Consider the following 20546-nt stretch of genomic DNA (forward strand, 5'->3'; position numbering starts at 1 on the left):
AAGCTCTGGAAATCCAGAGCTTTTTACTCTTTATTAAATCCATTCTGAGTCTTCTTTGTAACCATCAGGAAGATAGGTAAGATACTGTACCATTCTTGGCAATGAACCACGATTGGGAGTAGCACAATGAGGGAGGGCTTTATGCCAAATAATAAAATCCCCTGCATTTCCTGTTATAGCAACTGGTTTTAGTGTTTCTTCAGCTACACGTCTTGGATTGTCCGTTGGCCTTAAATCCCCAAGCCACTGCTCTATTTTTCTATGAAATCCAGGTACACAATGAAATGCGCCTTCATTTTCATCACAATCTGTAAGATATAAAAGACCTTGTAATCCAAATGGTATCGGCAGCTTTAAACTAACATCCCAATGAAGCGCACTTCCTAAAAATTTAAAGTGTTTAGATTCAGGAGGGTTAAAACTTACTTTATCTATTGTTTTATAAATATTTGTTGTTTTATAAAGCTGTTCATAAGCCTTTTGTATCCGTAAAGATGATCTGTTTTTATTTAAAGTGGGATGATTAAAAAAATTAAGCATAAGTCCTTTTTGCTCCGGATGCCTTCTATACCATGTTTCTCTGTCCTCAGGATTCATCTGCAGAAAGTTCCAAATGGCTTTTTGAGTTTCCATACAATCAGATATTGGAATTGCTTTCTTTACTATTACATATCCATTTTCATCCCAAAAATCAAGATCTTCTTTTGAAATAACATCCTCAGAATCAACTAATTTTATATTTTTTATTTCTTTTTTATTTTCTAGTACCCAATTTTTAAAAGACTCAAAATCAGGTTTCCTGAAATACAAATATTGAAGCGTATCTTCCATACTGATACCTAACCTATATAACATTTCTATTTCTTCGTTCCATGTAGAATTGTCAGTGGCAGATTCTGTATCTAATGTACGTTTCCAAAGTGTTTCAAAAAGAGTCCATTCCATAATTTTCGATAAAATTGTTAGAAAGCTAAAATAATAAAATTCAATAACTATTCTTACTAAAAATATCTATTAACTTTTTGAAATTTGAAAAATTATCTATAACTAAATTGCAATACCACTAAAACCCCCAGCACTGATAGAAATGGAAATCATTTTTTGAGAAAACTTATTTTTCTTGTTTTTGCAGAGCGACCAGAGGAAGATCCTACCAGAATTTAGAAAAAAAAAGGTTTAGAGAAAAATATTGTAATGGATAGCAGGAATAGCTTCTTAAAAAAAACATAATTCTTAGACCTTAAATCGTAAATCATAACTACCTTTGCACTGTCAAAAAATTCATATTATGAACATACAACATATTCCACAAATTAAACACACTGAAAGTGGAAACTTCTTTTTGTTGGCAGGTCCCTGCGCTATAGAAGGAGAAGAAATGGCTCTCAGAATTGCCGAAAAATTAGTTGGTATTACCGACAAACTTCAAATTCCTTATGTCTTTAAAGGATCGTTTAAAAAAGCCAATCGTTCCAGAATTGACAGTTTCTCCGGAATTGGTGACGAAAAAGCATTAAAAATTTTACGAAAAGTTTCTGAAACTTTTCATATTCCAACCGTAACAGATATTCATACGAATGAAGACGCTGATATGGCTGCACAATATGTAGATGTTTTGCAGATCCCTGCCTTTTTGGTTCGTCAAACCGACCTGGTAGTGGCTGCAGCAAATACAGGAAAAGTAGTTAACCTTAAAAAAGGACAATTTATGAGTCCTGAAAGCATGAAGCATGCTGTACAAAAGGTACTGGATTGTAATAATGAAAATGTTATGGTTACAGACCGTGGTACTATGTTTGGTTATCAGGATATGATTGTTGATTATAGAGGAATACCTACTATGCAGCAATATGCAACCACAGTTTTGGATGTAACACATTCATTGCAACAGCCAAATCAAACTGCTGGTGTTACGGGAGGCAGACCTGATATGATTGAAACTGTTGCCAAAGCAGGTATTGCTGTGGGTGTTGACGGTATCTTTATCGAAACTCATTTTGATCCTGCAAATGCTAAAAGTGATGGTGCCAATATGCTTCATTTAGACTATTTTGAAGGATTAATGACCAAATTAGTTGCCATTAGAAAAACAGTAAATTCATTTTAAATTTTATACAATTTAGTTCGTTGAAAAATAATTTTTTATTCTTGCCTTTCTTTTTAATGTGTTTTGCTGTAAATACATTTGCTCAGGATGAAATCGCAATACAAGATAAATACACAGCACATAACAAAGGAAAGTTCTTTTTTTCATGGGGCGGTAACAGAGAAAGTTACTCTAAATCTGATGTAACCTTCAGAGGAAAAGATTATGAATTCACGGTTCATGATATGTCTGCACATGATAAACCAAAAGGATGGCATGTTGATTATGTTAATCCATCCCGAATGACTATCCCTCAAACTAATTTGAGATTGGGTTATTTTTTTAGTGATCATTACAGTGTAACCATTGGAGTAGATCACATGAAATATGTAATGAACCAAAATCAAATAGCAAATGTCACCGGTTATATTAATAATACTGGTTCTCAGTATGACAACACTACTTATAACAACACACCTGTAGACTTTACTGATGAAACGTTCTTAACTTATGAACATACGGATGGTTTGAATTATGTAAACACAGAAGTTTCTAGATTTGATGATATTTCAAAATTATTTCATCTGCCAAATACAGACAAAGTTCAAATCAATCTAACTGAAGGCCTGGGTGGTGGAATTTTATACCCTAAAACAAATACAATGCTTTTAGGAAAAGAACGTCACGATGATTTTCATGTTTCCGGTTATGGAGTTTCTGCAAAAGCGGGTATTAATATTACCTTTTTCAAACATTTTTATGTACAGGGAGAACTTAAAGGCGGTTATATTAATATGCAGGATATCAAAACTACGGCAAGTAATGACGATAGTGCTTTTCAGGACTTTTTCTTCTTTCAGCGAATCATTGCTTTTGGAGGTATATTCAGAATTTAAAAAGGCATAAACAATAATAAAAAAGCAGAATTCAATTAATTTGGATTCTGCTTTTTTTTATTTGTTATTCAGAATACATTTTTAGCAAATTAGTTACTGTATTCCAGTTTCTGATTGTTGCCGTTACGTTTAGCTTTTTCTCAATGTATTTTTGGTCAAATCTTGTTTTTCCGGCCCCAACTGCATATTTGATAAATATTCTATTATCATCAATTCTGGCTTCGTCTGGTTTAAACTGACTTATTTTTAAATCATTTATATTTTCACTTTTTAAAGCAATAGAGACAAATGCAACGTATAGCTTTTTTGTATCAACATCTTTTTCTTTCAAATATGGACTATTTTTAAAACACAGCTCCAAATCTTCTTTGGTAATAACCACCACGGGTACTTCATGTCCAAACACCTTAAAAATTTCCTGTTTGATCATGAATCCTACTTTCGAAGCACTTTCTTCTTCTGTATCAACAAACACATTTCCGGATTGCAGATAAGTTCTAACTTTGGTAAAACCTATATTTTCGAGCATTGTCTTTAATGCTTCCATTTTTATCATATTATGACCTGAAACGTTGATTCCTCGTAAAAGTGCTAAGTGAGTTGTCATTAATTTTATCTTTTTTAATACTTCAAAGATATTGTTTTCTAAAACTTAAATCAGATTTAGAAATTTTAAATTTTTGCATCATTTAGCAGATACATGCTCTTTAGCATATTTTTTCTTTTCTGAACGTGAAAATTCTTGTGTTATAATGGCTTCATTTGCAGAGGTTATATATTCTTTTTTAGATTCAATTGTATTTTCACCATCTTGTGTAACAAAATTAGGCATCAAATATTTATAATTGCTTTTATATCCTTTTAATGTCTGATTTCGGTTTTCTTTCAAAGCGATATCAGATAAATAGTAAATTGAAAAATCAAGTCGGTAGGATTTTAAATCATACTTTTCGGTTATTCCTAATTCTGTTTGTGGATAAATTGTTTCTCCTAACTTTACAAAAATTCCATTCTTTTTAAAGCCCTTATATTCTGCAAAAGTCCCATCTGCATGTTCTACAACTACTGAATTTCTCATGCTGGTATAATGAGCATTGGTTGATGAATTATCATCATATTCATTTTTTACCCGTACTACAATTCCTTTTCTCATACTACAGATCGTATCTGGTTTTTCTGAATGAACTACATAAGACTTCCAATTTAAAGCTTTCTCCTGTCCCAAATATTTTTCTCCTATATTTCCGGCTTCATAAATTTTTACTTTTTTTCCGTTTTTAAAAGGAAGTGTATAACGAAACAAAGTATCAATCTTCGGATTAAGTTCTCCCATGACAGTATAATATCTCATAGAATATCTAATTCCTCTACCTTTATCGAGTGGTCTTAATCTATACAAGTTACCGGAATAACCCCTAACTTCTGTTTTATAATTGCTTATATCGCAGTTCTCTACATTGGCAAATTCTAAACTTATTGTATATGTCCCAGGTTTGTCTTTTGTATATGATAAGTCAATACTTCTGTCATCGTTTGTTTTAGATGTAATAGACACAATTGGAGTTTGCGCTATCATTTTATAATTTATCCCCATTACTATAAGGAATATAAAAAAAACTGGTTTTGATTTCATTTTCTCTGCGGTTACTAAAATTTGGTTATTTGATAGCTTAATATTTACAGTACAAGATTACTATATATTTTTTTTATAAAAAGAAAATTCTTATTTATTTTTATAAAAATAATTATTGAGTTCAAATCTTCCTGTTTTAAAATTCCTAATTAAAATCTATCTTCGCTTAAGGAAAGAAAAATATATAACACAAAGAAAACAGACCAAATATATCAACTGTTTTCTTCATTCTATCAATTGAAAATTCTAAAATCTAAACGTATAAAAAACAATGTCCAATAATCTCCTTGATACCCCAATCGAATACTTAAAAGGCGTTGGCCCAAGCCGTGGTCAGTTACTTCGTAAGGAATTAGGAATTCATAAATATGGAGATTTAGTTAATTTTTTTCCAAACAGATACATTGACAGGACACGTTATTACAAAATAAATGAGCTTCAAAATACTGGCACTGAAGTTCAGATTATTGGAAAAATCATCAATATAAAAACGGTAGAATTTGCAAAAAACAAAAAACGCCTGGTAGCGACTTTTGTTGATGACACTGGACAAATTGAACTTAATTGGTTTCAGGGACACAAGTGGATTAGAGAGAGTTTAAAACTAAATGAAGTGTATGTTATTTTTGGAAAATGTTCTTTGTATGGAAGCCAGTTTAGCATGGCACATCCGGAAATTGAATTATTTGCTGAGCACGAAAAAAGCCTTCGTTCAGCTATGCAACCGGTTTATCCTTCAACGGAAACCTTGTCAAACCGAGGTATTTCAAACAGGACTATTAACAAACTGATGGAACAGCTTTTCATCGAAACGCAAGTTTTATTTACTGAAACTTTTCCCTCTTACTTAATTGAAGAATTAAAATTAATTTCTAAAAAAGCAGCCTTATTCAATATCCATTTCCCTAAAAGTACAGATGCTTTGGCGAAAGCACAGTTTCGCTTAAAATTTGAGGAATTATTTTTCATCCAGTTACAATTAATAACCAAAAATCTAATTCGGAAGCACAAGATAAAAGGACATCCCTTTACAAAAGTTGGTACTTATTTTAATGAATTTTATCAAAATCATTTACCTTTTGAACTCACAAATGCACAAAAAAGAGTTGTAAAAGAAATTCGTTCCGATATGGGCAGTAATGCTCAAATGAATAGACTTTTACAAGGAGATGTTGGTTCAGGAAAAACTATTGTTGCGTTTATGAGTATGCTTTTGGCAATTGATAATGGCTTTCAGGCCTGTTTGATGGCTCCTACTGAAATTCTTGCCAATCAGCATTTCATTGGTTTATCTGAATTAGCTAAAACATTAAACATTAATATTAAAATACTAACCGGATCAACTAAAACTTCAGCCAGAAAAATTATTCATGAAGAGCTTGAAAATAGCAGTTTACACATTTTGATTGGCACTCATGCTTTGCTGGAAGATAAGGTAAAATTTCACAATTTAGGATTAGCGGTTATTGATGAGCAGCATCGTTTTGGTGTTGAGCAACGATCAAAATTATGGAAGAAAAATGAAATTCCGCCACACGTTTTGGTTATGACTGCCACTCCTATTCCCCGAACTTTAGCGATGAGTCTGTATGGCGACTTAGACATCTCTGTAATTGATGAATTGCCTCCGGGAAGAAAACCAATCCAGACGGTTCATCGATTTGACAGTAACAGATTAAAAGTATGGAAATTTCTTCGTGACGAAATTGCAAAAGGAAGACAAATTTATATCGTGTATCCACTGATTCAGGAATCAGAAAAAATGGATTTCAAAGATCTTATGGATGGTTACGAAAGTATTTCACGCGATTTTCCGCTTCCTCAGTATTCAATTTCTATTTTGCATGGTAAAATGAAACCAACCGATAAAGATGCCGAAATGAAACGCTTTTCTGAAGGAAAAACCAATATCATGGTAGCAACAACGGTAATAGAAGTTGGTGTAAATGTTCCAAATGCAAGTGTTATGATTATCGAAAGTGCCGAACGCTTTGGATTATCACAACTACACCAATTACGAGGCCGTGTAGGGCGAGGAGCCGAACAAAGTTATTGTATTTTGATGACAAGCCATAAATTAAGTTCCGATAGCAAAACCCGAATGGAAACTATGGTACAAACCAATGATGGATTCGAAATTGCCGAAGTTGATCTTAAACTTCGTGGACCGGGCGATTTAATGGGAACTCAGCAAAGCGGTGTATTAAATCTTCAAATTGCCGATATTGTTCGCGATCGCGATATTTTGTCATTGGCCAGAAATTATGCAATGAAAATTTTAAAAGAAGATGCTCCGTTACAAAAAACTGAACACGCTACTTTAAAAGCAGTTTTCATTGAACTTACAAAGAAAAAAAGCATCTGGAACTATATTAGTTGATAATCCAGTATTATTAAAGTTGATTAATTTATATAAGAATCCAAAAGCGGACAGTTGTATTTTTTAAAATTTGCCGTCTTTGAATAAATTGAATAAAAATCCTCCAGCTCCTGCCCTGCTTCAAAAGGAACAACTTCCTGATCTGAATAAACATGATCAGCATGATAACTATAATAATTACATTCGAAAATCATTAAGCTTACCATTGCCTTTTCATTATTATTTTTAGACATTTTCAAGGCCTTTTCATAATATAGTTTTGCCATTGTCAAATTATAATAATTACCATTTTGGTATTTTTTTTCAACATCAGTATTATCTCCATAAATATAATCAATGTAGGATTCTCCGGAAGTCCAATCATAAGCAGTCATCATCCAGGAATTTCCCAGATAAGAAACATTAAAATAGGCATGTGCTAATTGCAGATTACTGGCAGCTGTGTTTTGTTTCTTTAAGCGAATAAGTTTTGCTATAAATTCTGCTTTATTGAAACGATAATTAAATTTACGTTCTTCCGTTTTTTGAAGTATTTTAGGCACAAATGGATTTTCATTCAGGTAATTCGTAAATGAATAATTCTTTTCCCAAAAATCTTTCGGCATTCCGGAAAAAGTTTCGTAAGCTAATTCCAAATTATTATTTCTAAAAGCAAGGGTTCCTTTTAAATCTTTATAATAGTTAATATTAGGTGATATCGTCCCTGAACAAATGTATTTCTCAAAAGGCGTTTTATTTTCCTTTTGTTGTAAAGTGATCAGCTTATCGATATCTTCAACTGTCGCATGGCGATCAAAATAACCAATATAGGTATAGAAATAAGGAATGTTATATCTCGAATATTCACCTTCATTTTTAATATCAGATTTCATAAATAATAAACCCGCAATTACTCTGTTTCCTTGCCTGAAAAATTCATTACTGGCAATTCTATATAAACTATACAGATTTTTAAATAAGCCTTTATCACTTTCTATCAGATTTTCTACAGCATTAAAATTCTCAAAAAGCTGGTTCTGAACTTTTTCATTATTAAGGTCATTCTGTTTTAGTGCAATTAAAGCCAGCTGAATATTCTTTTGCATTTGTATTGTAGCATTAGCTCTATCAGAAATCATATTGGTATATTTCTTCCCTAAATCAACTTCGTCATCAATAAAACACAGTTGTGCTATTGCAGTTGTGATATAATCCTTTTGCTCTCCGGATGTATTATCCAGAATACTAATCAAAAAATCTTTCAATTCTCTTAAATATAAAATATCCTTACTGTAATTTTCTTGTTTTGCTTTGGCAAAATCTTCATACCATATTTCACCATTTAACACTACAGAAGGGCTGCCATTGGTAAATTGTGGTGTAAAAATCCAATCTTCTAGTTTATTGATTTCCCTCCCAATTAAAAAACTCAAATACAAACTATTGGGGCTTAATGCATGAACTTCTTTTATAGCTTTTAAATCCGGGGCCGGGTTTCGCAAACTTTCAATAGCCAGAATCACACTTCTTTCTTCATCACTTTTAGCTAAGACTAAAGTTTCTGTGGTCAGTTTCCAATTATAATGTTGTAAAACAGCAAATGATTTTTCTTCACAAGCTGCAAAAACCTTACTCAGTAAATAGTTTTGCAAAGTCAAATCATCAATACATAAAGCTTTATAATATAATGCCCAGGGTGCTAATATTGTTTTTTTATTTTCAGCAAAAAAGGTATCGTACAAACGGATTACCTCTTTTGGTTCCTGAGCGTAAAAACTATATCGTAAAATTAAAAAAGCATAACGCTGTTTTAAAAAAGCATCTTTGGAGGAAGCAATTTTTTGTTCGAAATTCTCTAAATCAGAAGATTTTTTTCCATTACTGTCATAATCAATATTATCCCAGGATTCCCATTTTTCAACTGGACTACTATCATATTCCATTTTTTTTGCGAATAAAATATAATCTAAAAAAGCTTTATTTTGGGGCATCAATAAAGTTTCAATAAAAGTATTCCTTGCAAATACATCTTTTAAAGCCTTGTTCTCATATGCATTTTGAAAAACTTCTGCATCTGTCTGATACAAAACAAAATAGATATCATTTTTATTTATCTGATTACCTAATTTTTTCTTCCACTCTAAACAATTCAATTCCTGATCTGCATTAGAAATTGTGTTGGTAGAATAATAAGAATCAGCAGAATAATAAAAAGGAGTCAATTTAAAAAAACCTTCACGTTGCGCTTTAAACAATGCCAATCTGCTTGTCTCAGGTGAAACACTCCATCCACAAGCAAAAGAAACCTGAAAACTTAATACTAAAATTAAAATTCTAAAAACGCGTATAGTAATTAGATATTTCTTGAGTTCCATAATCATTTATGTATTTTTTATCGAAAGAAAAAAAAGTTATCCGGGTTTGTCCATCAATCTGAATCTTATCTTTAATGACAGAAATCATTTTGTCCAATTCATCATTTGAAATCTTTTCAATTCTGATTTCATCTCCATTTCGTAAATAAGTTTGCCCAACCAACACATCGTCCTGAAGTATAAATTTATTCGATGAAGATTTTTTTAATTTAATTGTGTCATTCAATAATTGATCATAATCGGATAAAATGCCTTTAAAAGCATTACCTCTGAAAAGCACAGCCCAACTGTAAAGCGGCAAAGCTATATCCAACCTGAGTTTGTATTGGTTGTGAGTCATATATTGCTCGAGCTCAACACTTGTACCAATAGAATTTTCTGTTTTAAAATCATCCGGTTTTGCCAAATTATAACACATTAATAAACCTTTATCAACCGGTGGTATGCCTGATTTTTCAGCATACTTATACTGCCAAAGCCGAATTGTAGCAGCAATTTTAGAAGTTGGAAATCCTTTTTTTATTTTTTGAAGTAAATAGAAATAATTTTCTTTTGATTTTTCTGACCAGTCACAATCTATCAAAATTTCTTTAAAATTAACTTTCAGTTTTGATAGCTCAGCAGATTTTACAGAATCATAATTCAGTGTTTTAAAATCTTTCTTTTTATGATAATTTTCCGGATAAACAATTTTATATGCGATTGATTCAGCCTTGGTTTGATTCATTTTATTACCAACTTGCAGAACTCGCCTGAATATCTGGATTGCAAGACTATCCAGTTGTTTCCTGTCAGATTGGATAACGACTTCATTTGTTATAAAAACACTTGGTGTAATATCCAGATTACTCTCATTCAGTCTAATATCATTAATCGTCGCAACAGGTAAAGGTTCTTTTGAATATGGATTCCACTCAACATCAAAAAAACGAACATACATGTGTTTTACATTCAAATCTTTTATCAAAGAATCATCTTCTTTGTCGAAAGACAAATCGGTTTTCCAATAACAAAATGATCTGATAACTTCGTGTTCTTTCTTACAACTTCCTGAACATAACACCACAAAAAGTAAAACAAAAATAATATTCTTCATATGATTAATCGGCTAAAAACGCTGATCAAAATTAACACTAATATTTGTAAGGATATCGATTATTTATAAACAACTTCTAATTTCGATTATTACCTTTGCAAAAAAAATTATTTATGTCAAATATATATTTAGGATATCATTTTACAATAGAGCCTAAGGAATTAGGATCAGAAATTTTAATAGCTGAATTAGGCGAAAAAGCATTCGAAAGTTTTACAGAAACAGAGAATGGAATATCAGCTTTTGTAAAAAAAGATTTATGGGATGAGAATATTTTAGATGACATTTATATTTTAAAATCTGAAGAGTTTAAAATCGAATATACTGTTGAAGAAATTGATCAGATTAACTGGAATGAAGAATGGGAAAAGAATTTTGAAGCAATCGATGTTGATGGAAAATGTCATGTTCGTGCTCCTTTTCATCAGAAAACCGATGCAGAATTTGATATTGTAATTGAACCAAAAATGAGTTTTGGAACAGGTCATCATGAAACAACACATATGATGATTCAGCATTTACTTGAAATTGATGTTGAAGGTTTAAAAACATTAGACATGGGTTGCGGAACAGCGATCTTAGCTATTTTGGCTGAAATGAAAGGTGCTCAGCCAATTGATGCCATTGATATTGATAACTGGTGTTATTTGAATTCGATAGAGAATGCAGAACGCAATAATTGCACTCACATCACCGTTTACGAAGGTGATGCAGCTTTATTAAAAGGCAAAAAATATGATTTAATAATAGCAAACATCAATCGAAACATTTTGTTAAACGATATGCAGTTTTATGTTGACTGCCTTAACCCCAAAGGCATTATACTTTTGAGCGGTTTTTATGAAGAAGATATTCCTTTTATTGATTCTTCTTGTACCGAAAAGGGTTTAACATATGTAAAAAAGTTTCAAAAAAACAACTGGGTTTCATTAAAATACGTAAATTAATTAATCGAAATTACTAAAGTACAAAACGTAAAAATATGAGTACTAAAGAAAAAGTAAGAGAAAAAAATCGCGAAAAAGAAGCCATAGGTTTCAATAACGAAATTATTGTTTATAATGATGATGTAAACACTTTTGATCATGTGATTGAGACTTTAATGCGTGTTTGCAGCCATACAGCCGAACAAGCTGAACAATGTTCACTGATTGTACATTATAATGGAAAATGTACCGTAAAAACAGGACCTATCGATAAATTAAAACTACAATGTACACAGCTTTTGGAAGCTGGACTTAGTGCCGAAATTGTTTAAAATGAAATAATATAAAAAACATTCTACCACATTCACAGAATTCAGGGTAGAGTGTTTTTTTTTATTCATAATTTTATGGCATAATATCTGATCATAACTGATGTCACAAATTGATTTTAAAAATCAAAATTAAGAATAGATTAATTTCAATAAAATCTAAAATTTAGTTTTAATTCATAAATCTCTGGTGAAAAAATCTTTTACATTTGTATTAAAATAATATTAATTCCATGAAAAAAATAACCATTCTTATTGTTTTATTAATTGCCGTTACTTCATGCGTAAGTACTAAATCGACATTAAAAAATGTAGATGATAACGCTCCCGATTTAGTTTTAACCAAAAATAATACGTTTGTCATTAAAGAATTCAGCAAAGACAAAAAGTATGGCTATAACCCGGACTATCCTATTAATATTTTCTACAGAAACACTAAAGATGAGACGCTGAATGAGATTCGTTTTTTAAACGCTTTAGCAGGTCCAAACGGCGAAAAAATAACATATACAAGGTTAGAGACCTGTTGCCCGTTTCCAACCAAACGTAGTGATATGGGAGCTGGATTTTTAAATGTCTACGAGTTAAAGTGGGAAGGACAGAAAAAATCAATTACACTATATCTGAATATTTATGAAAAAGGTATTTTGATGGTTCCAATGGGATTGAGCCTGAAAAAAGAGTAATACAACTTAATTTTAAAGATGTAAAATTATTTGATTGAAAGAAAAAAGCCAAATCTTTAAAAATTAAGATTTGGCTTTTTTAGTTTTTATAATGTATTACGAAATTCTTTCATTCATAATATCTTCAACAACTTCCGGATTCAATAATGTAGAAGTATCGCCAAAATTAGAAAAATCTCCTTCAGCTATTTTACGTAAAATTCTACGCATAATTTTACCTGAACGCGTTTTTGGCAAACCTGATACAAACTGTATTTTATCTAATTTAGCAATTGGACCAATATGATCAGCAATATATTGATTAATCTCCTTAGCTAAATTTTCTTTGTTTCTAACTTCACCTGTTTCTTTTAAAATTACATAACCATATAAGGCATTCCCTTTTATTTCATGAGGAAAGCCTACAATTGCAGATTCAGCAACTGCCGGATGTTCATTTATGGCATCTTCAATAGGTGCCGTTCCTAAATTATGCCCTGACACAATTACAACATCGTCTACTCTACCTGTAATTCTATAGTATCCAACTTCGTCTCTTAAAGCACCGTCACCTGTAAAATATTTACCAGGAAAAGCTGAGAAATATGTTTTTTTATAACGGTCGTGATCATTCCAGATTGTTCTGGCTATACCAGGCCATGGAAACTTAATACATAAACTACCTACTACCTGATTACCTTCAATTTCATTACGCTTATCATCCATTAAAACCGGTTGAATACCTGGCAATGGCAAAGTTGCATAAGTTGGTTTGGTTGGTGTTACAAAAGCAATTGGCGAAATCATAATTCCACCTGTTTCTGTTTGCCACCATGTATCAACAACAGGACATCTTTTATCTCCAACGTGGTCATTAAACCAGTGCCAAGCTTCTTCATTAATTGGTTCTCCAACAGAACCGATAACTTTAAGTGATTTTAAAGGATATTTCTGGATATAATCTAAACTTTCCTTAGCTAATGAACGAATTGCAGTTGGTGCTGTATAAAACTGCGTGATTTTATGTTTTTCGATAATATCCCAAAAACGACTAAAGTCAGGATAAGATGGAACTCCTTCAAATATTACGGTTGTACCTCCATTCAATAATGGTCCATATAATATATAAGAATGTCCGGTAATCCAGCCTATATCTGCAGTACACCAGAAAATATCATTTTCTTCATAACTAAAAACATTCTTAAAAGTATAAGCTGTATAAACCATATATCCAGCTGTGGTATGAACCATTCCTTTTGGTTTTCCTGTAGAACCTGATGTATATAAAATAAATAATGGATCTTCTGCATCCATTATTTCTGCTACATTATAATCAAGAGCAGCATCTAATAATGGTTGTAACCAAATATCTCTGCCTTCCTGCATTTTTATTTCAGTTTCTGTTCTTTTCACAACCAAAACTTTAGAAACTGACGGACAGCTTTCTAATGCTTCATCAACAATGCCTTTAAGATCGATTGTTTTATTTCCTCTGTAACCTCCGTCAGAAGTGATTACCATTTTACATTCACAATCATTGATTCTTGCAGAAACTGCTGAAGCAGAAAATCCGGCAAAAATAACCGAATGTATAGCACCTATTCTTGCACAAGCCAACACAGCTACGGCAAGTTCAGGAATCATTGGTAAATAAATACAAACTCTGTCTCCTTTTGCTACTCCTTGCTCACGCAATACATTTGCCATTTTGGAAACCCTTTCATATAGTTCATTATATGTAATATGTATTGCATTCTCAGAAGGATTATTTGGTTCAAAAATAATTGCCGTTTTTTCTCCTCTTTTACTTAAATGTCTGTCAATACAATTTTTTGTAATATTAACTTTGGCCTCAGTAAACCATTTTACCTCTGCATCAGCCATGTTAAAATCAACAACTTTTTCCCATTGCTGGTACCAAGTAAAATTTTCCTCTGCAATTTTACCCCAAAATTTTCTTGGCTCTCTTATTGACTTATTGTAATGTTTAAAATATTGTTCTAAATTTTCTATTTTATAATAACTCATAGTTGTTGTAATTTTTTTATAAATGTATTAAATAACAATGTATTCTTAAAATTATTTAATTTATAAATTTTATCAAAAAAATACTGATCACTAAAAAAAACATTAATTTTATTGTGTTTTCCCTAAATTTTAAACTTTTAATCAAATATTAACAATACAAAAAGGCATGATATTTCTAAATACCATGCCTTTATAATTCTAACAATTTCAATAACAATTAATTTTACCAGATCTTACTATTTTCTTTTTACTTTGAAAATAAAAGCAACATTAATCATAACAGAAACTTCTACAGTATATGTATTACAAAATATACCGAAATAATTAGGGATTACTTCACTTAACCTGAATAATTCAAAGTTAAGTGAATGTAAACTGCGCCATATCTTTTATTATCTTAATAAGTGCTTACTAATTCAAAATATTATATAAAACCAAGATACAGTGCAAAATCCCAACACACAACGTGGTGCGTAATATATTATCCTATTTTTTTCATTGCAGTCATAGATTCTCTCAACCAAGCTCCCACTTCTTCGATAGGATGTTGACGAATTTCTTTGTTTACTGCGATCAGAACAGCATTGTCTACTCCATTTGAAGTTGAAAATGGTTTACCAATAATATTAGTTTCTACTTTTTTCATGAATTCAGTCAATAAAGGCTTACATGCATGATCAAATAAATAGCAACCATATTCTGCAGTATCAGAAATTACACGGTTCATTTCGAATAGTTTCTTTCTTGCGATAGTATTAGCAATCAAAGGTAATTCGTGTAATGACTCATAATAAGCAGATTCTTCGATAATACCAGCTTCTGTCATAGTTTCGAAAGCTAATTCTACACCTGCTTTAACCATTGCAATCATTAATACTCCATTATCGAAATATTCCTGCTCTGAAATTGGAGCTTCTTGTGGAGCTGTTTTTTCGAAATTAGTTTCACCGGTTGCAGCTCTCCATTTCAATAAGTTAACATCATCATTTGCCCAGTCAATCATCATAGTTCTTGAAAACTCTCCAGAAATAATATCATCCTGATGTTTTTGGAACAACGGACGCATAATATCTTTTAATTCATCTGCAAGCTCATAAGCTTCAATTTTAGCAGGATTAGAAAGACGATCCATCATATTTGTGATACCTCCGTGTTTCAATGCTTCAGTGATAGTTTCCCATCCGTATTGAATTAGTTTAGAAGCATATGCAGCGTCGATTCCTTTTTCAACCATCTTATCAAAACATAAAATAGAACCTGTTTGCAATAATCCACAAAGGATAGTTTGCTCACCCATTAAATCTGATTTTACTTCAGCCACGAATGATGATTTTAGAACTCCTGCTCTGTGTCCTCCGGTAGCAACAGCATAAGCTTTAGCCTGATCTAAACCTAAACCGTTTGGATCGTTTTCAGGGTGAACAGCGATAAGTGTTGGCACACCAAAACCTCTTTTATATTCTTCACGCACTTCAGAACCCGGACACTTAGGAGCACACATAATTACTGTGATATCTTTACGAATCTGCATTCCTTCTTCTACGATATTAAAACCATGAGAATAAGCCAAAGTCGAACCGTTTTTCATTAATGGCATAATGGCAGTAACTACAGCGGTATGTTGCTTATCCGGAGTTAAGTTACAAACCAAATCAGCAGTTGGAATTAATTCTTCATAAGTACCTACTTTAAAACCATTTTCAGTAGCATTTTTAAAAGAAGCTCTTTTTTCAGCAATTGCATCTGCACGCAAAGCATAAGAAATATCCAGACCTGAATCTCTCATATTTAAACCCTGGTTCAAACCTTGCGCTCCGCAACCTACGATTACGACTTTTTTTCCTGCTAATGCATCTATCCCGTTTGCAAATTCAGATTGATCCATAAATTCGCAAACCCCTAATTGTTCTAATTGTAATCTAAGTGGTAATGTGTTGAAATAATTGGCCATTTTTTTAATATTTAATAAGTATGATGTTTAATTTGAAAATTGATAAACTATTTTAATTCTTCTAATAATAATGATGAAATCTCCATCTTTTCTTTTGATACAGAAATTCTTCCTGAACGCACGAATTGCATAATTCCGTAAGGTTTAAACTTCGCATATAATTCTTCTATTTCTGAGCGTCTTCCTGATTTTGAAATCACAAAGAAATCACGTGAAACAGTTACAATCGTTGACTGACTGTCTTTGATTATATTCTGAATTTGTTTTTCATCAAACAGCAAGCTTGAAGCTATTTTAAATAATGCATTTTCCAGATAAATTGTCTCTTCATCTGTATGATAAAATGCTTTTATAACTTCAATTTGTTTTTCGATTTGTCCAACAATATTCTTAACCCATTTCTCTGTTGTTTCAACTACAATAATAAATCTTGAAACATTTTCTATTTCTGATTCGGAAACGTTTAAACTTAATATATTAATGTGCCGTTTTAAGAATATTCCTGATATTCTATTTAATAAGCCTACGTTATTTTCTGAGTATACCGATATGGTAAATGTTTTTTCTTCCATAATTTTTAACTTAATCTCATATCAGAAACCGAAGCTCCTGTTGGAATCATTGGAAATACGTTATTTTCTTTTTCTACCATAACTTCTAAGAAATAAGAATCTTTTGAAGCCAACATCTCAGCGACTGCAGCATCTAAATCCTCTCTTTTCGTTACCTTTCTTGATTTGATATAATACCCTTCTGCAATAGCACAAAAATTTGGATTTACCATAACCGTAGAAGCGTATCTGTAATCAAAAAACAATTCCTGCCATTGGCGAACCATTCCTAGAAATTCATTGTTTAGTACTACAATTTTCACAGGAACCTTCGTTTGATGAATGGTACCTAATTCTTGTATATTCATTTGAAAACCTCCGTCTCCAATTATAGCTACAACTTCCCTGTCTGGTCTTCCCATTTTGGCACCAATAGCTGCAGGTAAAGCAAACCCCATAGTTCCCAAACCTCCTGAAGTAACATTACTTTTTGTGGAATTGAATTTAGCATAACGACAGGCAAACATTTGATGCTGTCCTACATCCGATACCATTATTGCGTCACCTTTAGAGTGTTTATTAATCATTTCAATCGTTTCTCCCATCGAAATTCCTTTTCCATTCGTTGGTGTCAACTCTTCATCTATAACTGCTTCTAATTCAATTTTATATTTTTCTTTGAATTCATTATGCCATGAATCATGCGATTTTTTGTCAATTAATGGAATCAAAGCTGTTAATGCTTCTTTTAAATCAGCCAAAACAGCTACTTCTGTTTTTACATTTTTATCGATTTCAGCAGGATCAATTTCGAAGTGGATTACTTTGGCTTGTTTAGCATAAGTCGCTAAATTTCCTGTAACACGGTCATCAAAACGCATTCCCAATGCAATTAAAACATCACATTCATTGGTTAAAAGATTAGGCCCATAATTACCATGCATTCCTACCATACCTACATTTAAAGGATGATCTGTTGGCAAAGCTGAAAGTCCTAGAATTGTCCAGGCCGCAGGAATTCCTGATTTTTCAACTAATCTTTTCAATTGCTCTTCTGCCTGACTTAATATAACACCCTGACCAAAAATAATGTATGGTTTTTTGGCATTATTAATTATATCCGCTGCTGCTTCAACCTTTTTAATATTCAATACTGGTTTTGGATGATAACTTCTGATTCCAGTACATTTTTCATAACTAAAATCAAACTCATCGAATTGAGCATTTTTAGTAATATCAATCAAAACTGGCCCGGGACGCCCTGATCTTGCAATATAAAATGCTTTTGCAATAATTTCCGGAATTTCGTGAGCTTCTGTAATTTGGTAATTCCATTTGGTTACCGGAGTTGAGATTCCAATAATATCTGTTTCCTGAAAAGCATCAGAACCCAATAAATGTTTTCCAACCTGACCTGTAATACACACTAATGGCGTAGAATCGATTTGAGCATCTGCAATTCCTGTAACTAAATTTGTAGCTCCAGGTCCTGAGGTTGCAATTGCTACACCTACTTTACCGGTGGCTCTTGCAAAACCTTGTGCTGCATGTGCTGCACCTTGTTCGTGACGTACCAAAACATGGTGCAATTGATCCTGAAATTTATATAATTCATCGTAAACCGGCATAATAGCACCACCTGGGTAACCATAAACTAAGTCTACTCCTTCTGCTAATAAACATCTAATAACGGCTTCTGCCCCTGATATTTTCATTTTATTTTATTTTTTTCACCTCTCAATCCTTATTTCAGATTTAGACGTAGTTTTTATTAAATTATTTGTCGGTAACACATCCTTCAGAGGCACTGGAGACCGAACGCATATATTTAAGTAAAACTCCTTGTTTAATTCCATTTTCAGGTCTCTTCCAATTAGCTTTTCGTTTTGCCAATTCTTCATCAGAAACTTTCATATTAATGGTATTATTTATTGCATCAATTGTAATAACATCACCATTTTCGATTAATGCAATTCCACCACCTTCATAAGCTTCCGGGGTAACGTGACCTACTACAAAACCGTGCGAACCTCCGGAGAAACGTCCGTCAGTAATCAAAGCAACAGTGCTTCCTAAACCAGCTCCCATAATAGCAGAGGTTGGTTTAAGCATTTCAGACATACCAGGACCTCCTTTTGGACCACAATAACGAATAATTACCACGTTTCCAGGTTTAACTTCACCAGCCTGTATTCCTCTGATTACATCTTTTTCACCTTCAAAAACAACTGCTGTACCTTCAAAAAACTCACCTTCTTTGCCGCTAATTTTAGCTACACAACCTTCTGTTGCTATGTTTCCGTATAAAATCTGAATATTCCCTGTTGATTTTAATGCTTTTGCTATTTCAAAAACTACTTGTTGACCATCATGTAAGTCAGGAACAGAAGCTAAATTCTCTGCTATTGTTTTCCCTGTTACAGTTAAACAATCACCATGTAAGAAACCTTCCTTTAATAAATATTTCATTACTCCCGGAACACCACCAACATTGTGTAAATCTTCCATTAAGTATTTACCACTTGGTTTCAAGTCAGCCAACAACGGTGTTTTATCACTTATATCCTGAAAATCTTTTAAAGTCAATTCGATACCTACAGAATGAGCCATTGCAATTAAGTGCATAACTGCATTTGTAGAACCACCTAAAACAGCTACCATTGTAATTGCATTTTCAAATGCTTTACGAGTCATGATATCTCTTGGTTTGATATCTTTTTCTAATAATATTCTGATGGCTTTACCTGCATCAACACATTCTTGTTTCTTTTCAGGACTTAAAGCAGGATTAGAAGAACTATAAGGTAAACTCATTCCTAACGCTTCAATTGCAGATGACATTGTATTTGCTGTGTACATTCCACCACAAGCACCTGCGCCCGGACAAGCATTTTGAATTACACCTTTGAAATCTTCGGGAGTAATTTTGTTACTTATTTTTTTTCCTAAAGCTTCAAAAGCAGAAACAATATTTAAATCCTCACCTTTCCATTTTCCCGGATGGATTGATCCTCCGTAAACCATAATAGAAGGGCGATTTACTCTACCCATAGCCATTAAAGCTCCCGGCATATTTTTATCACAACCCGGAACAGCAATCATACCATCGTACCATTGTGCACCCATTACAGTTTCAATAGAATCAGCAATAACATCGCGAGAAACTAAAGAAAAACGCATCCCGTCATTACCATTAGAAATACCATCACTAACACCAATAGTATTAAAAATCAAACCGACCAAATCAGCATCCCAGACCCCTTTCTTAATATCTTTAGCCAGGTCATTTAAGTGCATGTTACACGGGTTTCCGTCGTAGCCCATACTCACAATTCCTACCTGCGCTTTTTTAAGATCCTCTTCTGTCAAACCAATTCCGTAGAACATTGCTTGTGAAGCTGGTTGAGTTTCATCTTGCGTGATTGTTTTGCTGTACTTGTTTAATTCCATTGTATTATTTGTATTTCTAATTTTATTCCTAAAAAAAACCTCCCAACTAAGTGGGAGGTTATAATATATATTTTTCAATTATATTTATACCATTCCCGATGCAGATGTGCTATACACATTGACAACAATGACAGAAGTAATAATAATTGAGATTTGCATCATTTATTTTTTTGATGCCACAAAAGTACAAAAACTAATAGG

At 32.4% G+C, this 20546-nt stretch carries 16 protein-coding genes; 6 read left to right on the forward strand and 10 right to left on the reverse strand.

The window, feature by feature from the left end:
• Positions 1-33 precede the first annotated feature (33 nt).
• Positions 34-945 (reverse strand): phytanoyl-CoA dioxygenase family protein, encoded by a 912-nt coding sequence (locus BXU10_RS15580; RefSeq protein ID WP_078228246.1) that lies wholly within the window; start codon positions 943-945, stop codon positions 34-36.
• A 343-nt stretch (positions 946-1288) separates the two neighbouring features.
• On the opposite strand from BXU10_RS15580, the gene kdsA reads away from it, so the two are divergent.
• Both kdsA and BXU10_RS15590 read left to right on the forward strand, forming a co-directional pair.
• Complete coding sequence (kdsA, locus tag BXU10_RS15585) at positions 1289-2107, forward strand: 3-deoxy-8-phosphooctulonate synthase (protein WP_078228247.1); 819 nt, start codon at positions 1289-1291, stop codon at positions 2105-2107.
• A gap of 20 nt (positions 2108-2127) precedes the next feature.
• Positions 2128-2982, forward strand: a complete 855-nt coding sequence (locus tag BXU10_RS15590) for a hypothetical protein (protein WP_031453457.1) — start codon at positions 2128-2130, stop codon at positions 2980-2982.
• 64 nt (positions 2983-3046) lie between these two features.
• Here BXU10_RS15590 and BXU10_RS15595 read toward each other — a convergent pair whose 3' ends face one another.
• On the reverse strand, positions 3047-3589 hold the full coding sequence (locus BXU10_RS15595) for a DUF1697 domain-containing protein (protein ID WP_078228248.1): 543 nt from the start codon (positions 3587-3589) through the stop codon (positions 3047-3049).
• Positions 3590-3667: 78 nt separating this feature from the next.
• A complete protein-coding gene (locus tag BXU10_RS15600) occupies positions 3668-4558 on the reverse strand; it encodes a hypothetical protein (RefSeq protein ID WP_123922027.1) in 891 nt (296 codons plus the stop codon).
• 328 nt (positions 4559-4886) lie between these two features.
• On the opposite strand from BXU10_RS15600, the gene recG reads away from it, so the two are divergent.
• On the forward strand, positions 4887-6995 hold the full coding sequence (recG, locus tag BXU10_RS15605) for an ATP-dependent DNA helicase RecG (protein WP_078228250.1): 2109 nt from the start codon (positions 4887-4889) through the stop codon (positions 6993-6995).
• A gap of 23 nt (positions 6996-7018) precedes the next feature.
• On the opposite strand, the gene BXU10_RS15610 is transcribed toward recG, so the two are convergent.
• Complete coding sequence (locus BXU10_RS15610) at positions 7019-9349, reverse strand: hypothetical protein (protein WP_078228853.1); 2331 nt, start codon at positions 9347-9349, stop codon at positions 7019-7021.
• Complete coding sequence (locus BXU10_RS15615) at positions 9309-10445, reverse strand: hypothetical protein (RefSeq protein WP_078228251.1); 1137 nt, start codon at positions 10443-10445, stop codon at positions 9309-9311. The genes BXU10_RS15610 and BXU10_RS15615 overlap by 41 nt, the downstream gene beginning before the upstream one ends.
• Before the next feature lie 113 nt (positions 10446-10558).
• Between BXU10_RS15615 and prmA the strand changes: the two genes are divergently transcribed.
• The 3 genes from prmA to BXU10_RS15630 all read left to right on the forward strand — a co-directional run bounded on the left by prmA (position 10559) and on the right by BXU10_RS15630 (position 12386).
• The gene (gene prmA / locus BXU10_RS15620; RefSeq protein ID WP_078228253.1) at positions 10559-11392 is read left to right on the forward strand and encodes a 50S ribosomal protein L11 methyltransferase; all 834 of its coding nucleotides are present in this window, start codon (positions 10559-10561) and stop codon (positions 11390-11392) included.
• 35 nt (positions 11393-11427) lie between these two features.
• A complete protein-coding gene (locus tag BXU10_RS15625) occupies positions 11428-11703 on the forward strand; it encodes an ATP-dependent Clp protease adaptor ClpS (protein WP_078228255.1) in 276 nt (91 codons plus the stop codon).
• A 230-nt stretch (positions 11704-11933) separates the two neighbouring features.
• Positions 11934-12386 carry a 2-dehydro-3-deoxyphosphooctonate aldolase gene (locus BXU10_RS15630; protein WP_078228257.1) on the forward strand — a complete coding sequence of 151 codons (453 nt, stop codon included), beginning with the start codon at positions 11934-11936 and terminating at the stop codon, positions 12384-12386.
• A 96-nt stretch (positions 12387-12482) separates the two neighbouring features.
• Here the strand turns inward: BXU10_RS15630 and acs are convergent, their stop codons facing one another.
• The 5 genes from acs to ilvD all read right to left on the reverse strand — a co-directional run bounded on the left by acs (position 12483) and on the right by ilvD (position 20345).
• Positions 12483-14393, reverse strand: a complete 1911-nt coding sequence (acs, locus tag BXU10_RS15635; RefSeq protein ID WP_078228259.1) for an acetate--CoA ligase — start codon at positions 14391-14393, stop codon at positions 12483-12485.
• Between the two features lie 481 nt (positions 14394-14874).
• Positions 14875-16344, reverse strand: a complete 1470-nt coding sequence (gene ilvC / locus BXU10_RS15640; RefSeq protein WP_031453447.1) for a ketol-acid reductoisomerase — start codon at positions 16342-16344, stop codon at positions 14875-14877.
• Between the two features lie 47 nt (positions 16345-16391).
• Positions 16392-16916: an acetolactate synthase small subunit gene (ilvN, locus tag BXU10_RS15645; RefSeq protein ID WP_031453446.1), complete on the reverse strand. Its 525-nt coding sequence runs from the start codon at positions 16914-16916 to the stop codon at positions 16392-16394.
• 5 nt (positions 16917-16921) lie between these two features.
• Positions 16922-18610, reverse strand: a complete 1689-nt coding sequence (gene ilvB, locus BXU10_RS15650; protein WP_078228262.1) for a biosynthetic-type acetolactate synthase large subunit — start codon at positions 18608-18610, stop codon at positions 16922-16924.
• A gap of 61 nt (positions 18611-18671) precedes the next feature.
• Complete coding sequence (ilvD, locus tag BXU10_RS15655; RefSeq protein ID WP_078228264.1) at positions 18672-20345, reverse strand: dihydroxy-acid dehydratase; 1674 nt, start codon at positions 20343-20345, stop codon at positions 18672-18674.
• Between the last annotated feature and the right edge of the window lie 201 nt (positions 20346-20546).

The sequence above is a fragment of the Flavobacterium sp. LM4 genome (assembly GCF_002017935.1).
Classification (GTDB): Bacteria; Bacteroidota; Bacteroidia; order Flavobacteriales; family Flavobacteriaceae; genus Flavobacterium; species Flavobacterium chungangense.